Genomic DNA, 6,216 nt, shown 5'->3' on the forward strand with positions numbered 1-6,216 from the left:
ACACTTACCGCCAATGGAACGAGGAGCAGGCGAACCACTACATTGACATGCTGACTGCGGCCTTTGTCGAGCTGGCAGGGGCGCCAATGATTGCTGGGGCCTGCGATCATGTCCGCTCAGGTTATCGCCGCTACAATGTTGGACGACACATGATTTATTTTCGCATCACACCTTACGGCATTGCCATCATTCGCATCCTGCACGACCGCATGGAAGCCTCGCGTCATTTGTAATTTCTTATTCCATTATTTCCTTGCAGTACTGTCAGTCCACTCAGGTTCTAACCACTCTCTAACCACCTGTTAACTGTGAAAATTAAGTTCGTAAACCCGGGATCGTGATCCCCTATACCCGATGAGCCGATTAATATTCGGCCTGGTTATTTATGCCTTATGCGCCTGCCTGGCCCAGGCAGAAATCCTGAGCGGCAAAGTCGTCAAGATCGCCGATGGCGATACCCTGACAGTCCTCGATAAGTCAAACCGGCAACACAAGATCAGACTTTTGGGAATTGATGCGCCTGAACATGCACAGCCGTTTGGCACCGTATCCGGCAAAACCTGGCGCATCTGGTGTTTGGGAAAACAGTTGCCGTGGAGTGGCACAAGCAAGACCGCTATCAGCGTGTTTTAGGAAAAGTGGTGCTGAATGGGCAGGACATCAACCTTGAGCAGATCAAGGCGGGCTGGCATGGCACTACAAACAGTATGACAAAGACCAGCAGTTGGCTGATCGGCGGCTTTATGCCGAGGCACAAGAGCGCGCAAGCCTCAAAGGCAATGGGCTATGGAGCGACCCGGCGCCTGTCGCCCCATGGGATTTCAGGCACAACAAGCGGAGAAGGACCAAATCTCGCTTGAGCACCCTGCCGATCTGGATTTGTCACGCTGGGATTTGCGCAAGATTACCGACGAAGCAATCACGCTATGGATGGAAGGAAAGTTCGAGCGTCATTAATGCCGCACGAGAATCTCTTCTATTTATATGTGGACGCTTTGAACAATCCAGATAGGATTACGCTCTACCTCAAGAGAAACAACCAGGGCGTTAACGTCCCTGGCTTTAAGCAGCTGAACGCGCAAGGCCCGGGACCACTGCCTCCAGCCCATCGATGACTCTAGTCAGGAAATCGTAGTTTACTTTGTCCGGTGTATCCTCTGGCGTATGGTAGTGCCGATAGCGCAGAGGCGCGGTATCGGTGAGCATTACTGCCGGATATCCCTCTTTCCAGAAGGACCAATGATCGGAACTCCACGCACCGGGAAAGTTGGTCGGAAGCGTCAGCGCTTCGCAGGGGAGATTCGGACACAAATCAAACAGACGATTGGTCTCCCGCAACAATTCCTTCGAACGGTTGTTGCCCACGAGCGCGATGAAATCTCCTCGCCTCGGCAGCAGCAGTCCCATGAATGACAGTCGCTGGCTTCCTTTCTGCCCAGAGCAGTAACCGATGGTCTCAAGACAGATCATTGCCCTGATCTTTTCCCCACGTTCACGGCATCGACGTGCGTACACCCGGCTCCCCATTGCGGCAGTACGGGTAAAGGGGTGTTCCTCGTTCGTGAAGGCGACCAGACGCACAGTACGCGAGAAGGTTTTTCCTGAAAATGCACGGGCAAGTTCAAGAAGCGCGGCGATGCCGGAACCATTGTCGTTCGCGCCCGGGGATCCGCGATGCGAACAATGGAATACCAAGCATGCCCTCACACCCCACGCCGGCACTTGCCGAGGATGAGCCATTTTCCAGGATGTGGTGAAGGGAAATGATGGCGGAAGTCGGAAAATAGGCATAAGCAGGAAGCGGTCGACCGGCTTTCCATAGGGCATCCCCAAGCGCCATGGGGACCAATTCCAGGTGGGGTATCAAGCCCTCAAGCTCAGGCAGAGCAGCGAGGAGGCGATTCTGGCTGGGATGGCTCTGGTTGAGATAGTTCTGATTCTGATTGGGTTGCTTCAAGCGGGAAATGGGCATTTATTCTAAAAACAGCGCTCAGCTTGAGCAAAAAGATAGCAAATACACTTAACATGCCATTTCCACACTCACACCTAACCGTTCTTACCTCGCTTATTTAGACGCTCTCACCGTAGATTTATCTCTGTTGGATATCTGTTCGATGACGAACAAATGCCAAAACATCTATACGGCAAGGTGGAAGAACGGCATATTTTCCGGCTAGTCCTCCTGTTGATGTCATTATCCCAGCCTAGCCCAGCTGTAACCTCCACCTAGAGTCCAGGGTCAGTTATAAATGGAGAAATTTTATTTTTAAATGGGTATTAGCTCACCGTGACAAAAACACTCATGGTGAAACCTATTGGAGTAGCAAGAAGCGAAGGTGTGGAAGCACATTCTGGGATAGAACTGCCGGTAACCGGAACGGCTGGTTTGCTCAAAGCCTGGGCGGGGGCTGAAATTGGATTTCCTGCTTGAGTAGGATTGTGGCCCTTTCGGGGGAAGAGGCCGGAGACTCAAACGTCAAGCAGCAGTGTTTTCGCGAGAATTTGCTATTAATTAGGGGCTTGGGATGTGGACTGAAGCCACATCCCAAGCCCCTACTGCAATTTAGTACCCGCCTGCTCCCCCTCCAGAGCCGCCTGTCCCGGATGTTCCACCGGAGCTACCTGAGCCGGATGTTCCGCCGGAGCTACCTGAGCCGGATGTTCCGCCGGAGCCCCCTGTCCCGGATGTTCCGCCGGAGCCGCCTGTCCCGGATGTTCCACCGGAACCACCTGTCCCGGATGTTCCGCCGGAGCCGCCTGTCCCGGATGTTCCACCGGAACCACCTGTCCCGGATGTTCCACCGGAGCCGCGTGTCCCCGATGTTCCGGAGCTTCCAGATCCTGACATTCCCGAACCACCTGATCCCATTGATGAGCCCGATCCTGCCCCGGTGCCTTGGCCGGACATTGCCCCTCCAGCTCCTGAGCCGCTAGTCTGGGCGTAAGCCAAGCTAGCTACTCCAGATATCAGGCCGGCAAGCAGGATGGAACGTGTAGTGTTTTTTAAAAGGAAGATAGGTTTCATGATTGCCCCTTCATCTCAAACCAGCGAAATTGCTGAATTGACATAGTAGGCCTATGCCCAACCCGTTCCGTACGGTGGCACGCATAGCTTTAGGCTGGCTAGCAGTCAAGCTCTAAACACATAAAACACGTACCAGGGTTAATGCAGGAAGAGCTTGAATGGGGTTTGCAGTAATGATGTTCTGTCCTGGAATCTTATGAAATCTATGTTACTAGGAGGAATTGGCTGCCCTGATTGCATCCCAAGGGCTGATTCACAATCTGGTCGTCACTTTGCAGTTGAAGAAGGGCAAGAAAACGGGTAAGTACGAGGTTGCTGCTGGTGGGCACAGGCTTGCTGCCCTGGACCTGCTGATCGCTGATAGGCGTCTACCAAAAGACCATGAAGTAGATTGCCGCGTGATCGGGAGGCGAGAAGCGCTGGAAATGACCCTGTCGGAGAACAGCGGACGGGAGCATATGGGGATATTCCTACCAATCCATCTATCGGACACTCACGCAATGGCCTGAATCCCCTTCTTCCTGATCACAGCTACTGGGTCGGCTCGTATACTCATACTCCAGCTCATCAGTACCCTGATAAAACACGGTCTCGGAGCCCACAGTTCTTGCACTTGTCATGGTTAGCATGTTAGGCATTTTTATGACTCGCCGGCATAAACAGACGTACATCAATCTTGAGCAGATCAAGGCAGGCCGGGCGGCGAGGCCAAGCTAGACAAATTTGGAAAGGTGAAATGGGCCAAATCAAGTTGGTGCATTTTATTTTAAGAAATCGGCTTAACGCTTACTTGCTAGAGCCCCATGCGTTGCGTCGGCGCGTCACTGCAATTCCCGCAAGACCAATCCCGAGCAGGCCTAATGTAAATGGCTCAGGTACGGCATTGATCGAGAATAACGAAGCGTCCCGTCCTACATAATAATCCCCCAAGGTTGAAGACAGATCATTGCCCAGATTGGCAAGTATGGGCATATCAACGTCCTCAGAGGTGGAGTTACTCTGCATATCATCTATGGTTTGAGCTGATTTCTTGTTTTTCTGTTTTTGAAAACCGAATATTTCTCCCTTTGCCTGTATTAATCCATCTCCAGTCAGGATATTTTGACTACCTTGCAATATTCCTCCGCCTGTTGCTATTAAGTAACTTCCTGTTCCCCCAGTTATATCGAAGATGGAGTTTGTTAAATTGAATATCGATGGATAAATCGTTGGAATAAATAGCCCGCTGTAATCAGCAAAGAGTTCATCTCCATTCAATGCGGTAAGCGTCAATTTACCCTCGAACGAAAAATAGTTTCCAATTGGAGTAATGCAATCGCTCCCTTCGATTGAGATCCTGCCAAGCAAGGAACTTACTCCCATCCCAGTAGTAATGCCACCAAACTGGGTAGAACATTCTGCTCTATATCCCACTTGTTCATGTGTGATTCCACTTATGACTAAAGCAGCCGCGCCTACCGAGGTGAGAGGTGCCAGAGGTGATGCGATTACCAGCATAATCATCAAGGCCTGCTTTTTTATTAGACTTGTGCGGATTACTTTCACGTTAGGCTCCTTTATTATTCACAGCAATAGCAAACCCATAGGAAAAAGCAATTTATGTGCCAGATTTTTTATTAAGAAAAATCAATTTGTTATGATGAGATCGACTGCTTTGATAGAGATTTTGTCCCCTACAAGTGACACTTAGTCACAAGCTTTCATCAAATAACTGAGCTATAAGAGTTTTTGGTGTCGTTACATCAGGACAGATTTCTCAAGTTCTGCAACCAAGTGATGTCCTTGAAAAGGATGGGGCTAGTCCATGTCCAGTGTTCACCCTTTGATCGGTTTTAATGATCTATACCTTTGCCGGACACGATTAAGGTAATTTTGAGTTCACCAGCATCCGATATCACGAGCGAATTGGTTGCTGCCCAAGCGGTAAATAGCACGAGCATGATTACCGTGGGCACCCTGCTGTTGCTCTGATTACGAAGGGGGATATGGAGATTCCAAAGCTTCGCCTTATTGCTGCTACGGATGCCTCAACTTCTACTGGGGGGTCGGAGCGCTGGTTGCTCTGCAGCTGCCAATAATGAAATATCCGTCGTACTCGGTGCAGATGCAGCAGCATATGCAGGTATTGATCTAGCTGGATCAATTCAGAGCTTGTTGCGTACTAGGAGCTTTTTGCAAGACCTTAGGTAGGCTGCCTTTGCTCAGAGGAGTGTCGCGAGATTACTCTAATTCATTCATTAGGTCGCGGGGCGCGAGCCCTATCTATAAGATTCTGAGTTGCTGCGTCCAATACTTTGGAGCAAGTCGGATTCTTTTCTTTCCCGATACAGTATTTTTCAAGGAAAGCATCCTGGCTCATCCTTTCGCCATTGACTACGATGTTATTTGGATCATCAACGTGCGGCACTTCCCGCTCGCAGGCTAACACGAATATCCCTGGTAAAAGCCACATTGCTCTAATCACTGATATCTCCTTAGGGCTATCGTACTCCGCTTCGTATTGATCTTAATGAATTTCTGCCGCTGATTACGGCATCTGGCTAATGGTCCAATAGGCGTCAATGGAGCGCATGACTTCCACGAATTGCCTGTAACCAGCCGGCTTCTCAATATATCCTGCAGCACCCGAGTTGAAGCTGCTTAACTTGTCCTCATGATTATCGGAAGTCGTCAGTATCACGACAGGAATACGTCTGAGCCTCTCGTCCTTTTTCACTGCTCGCAGAAATTCGATGCCATTCATGACGGGCATGTTCAAGTCGAGCAAGATAATGCAGGGCCTGCCGCTGTTCTCGTCCTGAAGGTAATTTAGCGCATCCTCCCCGTTTTCCCGGTGCACAACCGGATTCTCAACACCGATTTCCTTGAGGGCACGCGCAACCCTCATCATGTCCACCTGATCATCCTCGATGAGGAGAACCGGTTTATTTGGGATCCTCACGGTATCCCTATACTTCCAAGCAGGGGGGCATCGGTCGCTTTAGCGGAAAGGGAAATGAACTGAAAGACAAGAAAGGGGGAAGGGGAATCATGTCTTCTAATTAAGAAAGTTTCTGGGCAGACTTATCATACCCGCAACCGTCTCAACTAACATCTATGAGTACTAGCATAATTTTATCATTCATTCCTTAACCTCTTTCTGTTCGTTTTCTCACATTAACAACTCAACGCTGGCCAATATAGAAAAAGAA

The 6,216-nt window shown here is 50.0% G+C and carries 9 protein-coding genes and 1 pseudogene; 5 read left to right on the forward strand and 5 right to left on the reverse strand.

The window, feature by feature from the left end:
* The 3 genes from BMY01_RS16580 to BMY01_RS18930 all read left to right on the forward strand — a co-directional run.
* On the forward strand, positions 1 to 233 hold a 233-nt coding region (locus BMY01_RS16580; protein ID WP_074749219.1), incomplete at its 5' end, for a type II toxin-antitoxin system RelE/ParE family toxin.
* Between the two features lie 121 nt (positions 234 to 354).
* Entirely contained in the window at positions 355 to 633 is a 279-nt protein-coding gene (locus tag BMY01_RS18925) for a thermonuclease family protein (protein ID WP_368086255.1), read from the forward strand.
* Positions 573 to 860, forward strand: coding sequence for a thermonuclease family protein (locus BMY01_RS18930; protein ID WP_074749220.1), 288 nt, complete (start codon positions 573 to 575; stop codon positions 858 to 860). The genes BMY01_RS18925 and BMY01_RS18930 overlap by 61 nt, the downstream gene beginning before the upstream one ends.
* A 202-nt stretch (positions 861 to 1,062) precedes the next feature.
* Here BMY01_RS18930 and BMY01_RS16590 read toward each other — a convergent pair whose 3' ends face one another.
* The 3 genes from BMY01_RS16590 to BMY01_RS16600 form a co-directional block, all read right to left on the reverse strand.
* A complete protein-coding gene (locus BMY01_RS16590) occupies positions 1,063 to 1,695 on the reverse strand; it encodes a M28 family peptidase (protein ID WP_175463306.1) in 633 nt (210 codons plus the stop codon).
* Complete coding sequence (locus BMY01_RS16595) at positions 1,622 to 1,972, reverse strand: hypothetical protein (RefSeq protein ID WP_254772806.1); 351 nt, start codon at positions 1,970 to 1,972, stop codon at positions 1,622 to 1,624. The genes BMY01_RS16590 and BMY01_RS16595 overlap by 74 nt, the downstream gene beginning before the upstream one ends.
* A 581-nt stretch (positions 1,973 to 2,553) precedes the next feature.
* Positions 2,554 to 2,859 (reverse strand): hypothetical protein, encoded by a 306-nt coding sequence (locus BMY01_RS16600; RefSeq protein ID WP_074749222.1) that lies wholly within the window; start codon positions 2,857 to 2,859, stop codon positions 2,554 to 2,556.
* Positions 2,860 to 3,246: 387 nt separating this feature from the next.
* On the opposite strand from BMY01_RS16600, the gene BMY01_RS16605 reads away from it, so the two are divergent.
* Together BMY01_RS16605 and BMY01_RS17175 are read left to right on the forward strand one after the other, a co-directional pair.
* Complete coding sequence (locus BMY01_RS16605) at positions 3,247 to 3,534, forward strand: ParB/Srx family N-terminal domain-containing protein (RefSeq protein WP_254772807.1); 288 nt, start codon at positions 3,247 to 3,249, stop codon at positions 3,532 to 3,534.
* Positions 3,535 to 3,622: 88 nt separating this feature from the next.
* Positions 3,623 to 3,742 (forward strand): annotated as a pseudogene (locus BMY01_RS17175) (hypothetical protein); the annotation flags it as partial.
* 69 nt (positions 3,743 to 3,811) lie between these two features.
* Here BMY01_RS17175 and BMY01_RS16610 read toward each other — a convergent pair.
* Together BMY01_RS16610 and BMY01_RS16620 are read right to left on the reverse strand one after the other, a co-directional pair.
* Positions 3,812 to 4,570, reverse strand: a complete 759-nt coding sequence (locus BMY01_RS16610) for a PEP-CTERM sorting domain-containing protein (RefSeq protein ID WP_139176974.1) — start codon at positions 4,568 to 4,570, stop codon at positions 3,812 to 3,814.
* A gap of 982 nt (positions 4,571 to 5,552) precedes the next feature.
* The gene (locus BMY01_RS16620; RefSeq protein ID WP_074749225.1) at positions 5,553 to 5,966 is read right to left on the reverse strand and encodes a response regulator; all 414 of its coding nucleotides are present in this window, start codon (positions 5,964 to 5,966) and stop codon (positions 5,553 to 5,555) included.
* Between the last annotated feature and the right edge of the window lie 250 nt (positions 5,967 to 6,216).

Origin of the sequence: Nitrosospira multiformis (genome assembly GCF_900110185.1) — a bacterium.
GTDB lineage: Bacteria > Pseudomonadota > Gammaproteobacteria > Burkholderiales > Nitrosomonadaceae > Nitrosospira > Nitrosospira multiformis_A.

Bases quoted from the DNA above. Each gene is read 5' to 3' on its own strand.
- BMY01_RS18925 (WP_368086255.1), top strand. From the start codon at position 355: ATGAGCCGATTAATATTCGGCCTGGTTATTTATGCCTTATGCGCCTGC.
- BMY01_RS16595 (WP_254772806.1), bottom strand. From the start codon at position 1,972: ATGCCCATTTCCCGCTTGAAGCAACCCAATCAGAATCAGAACTATCTC.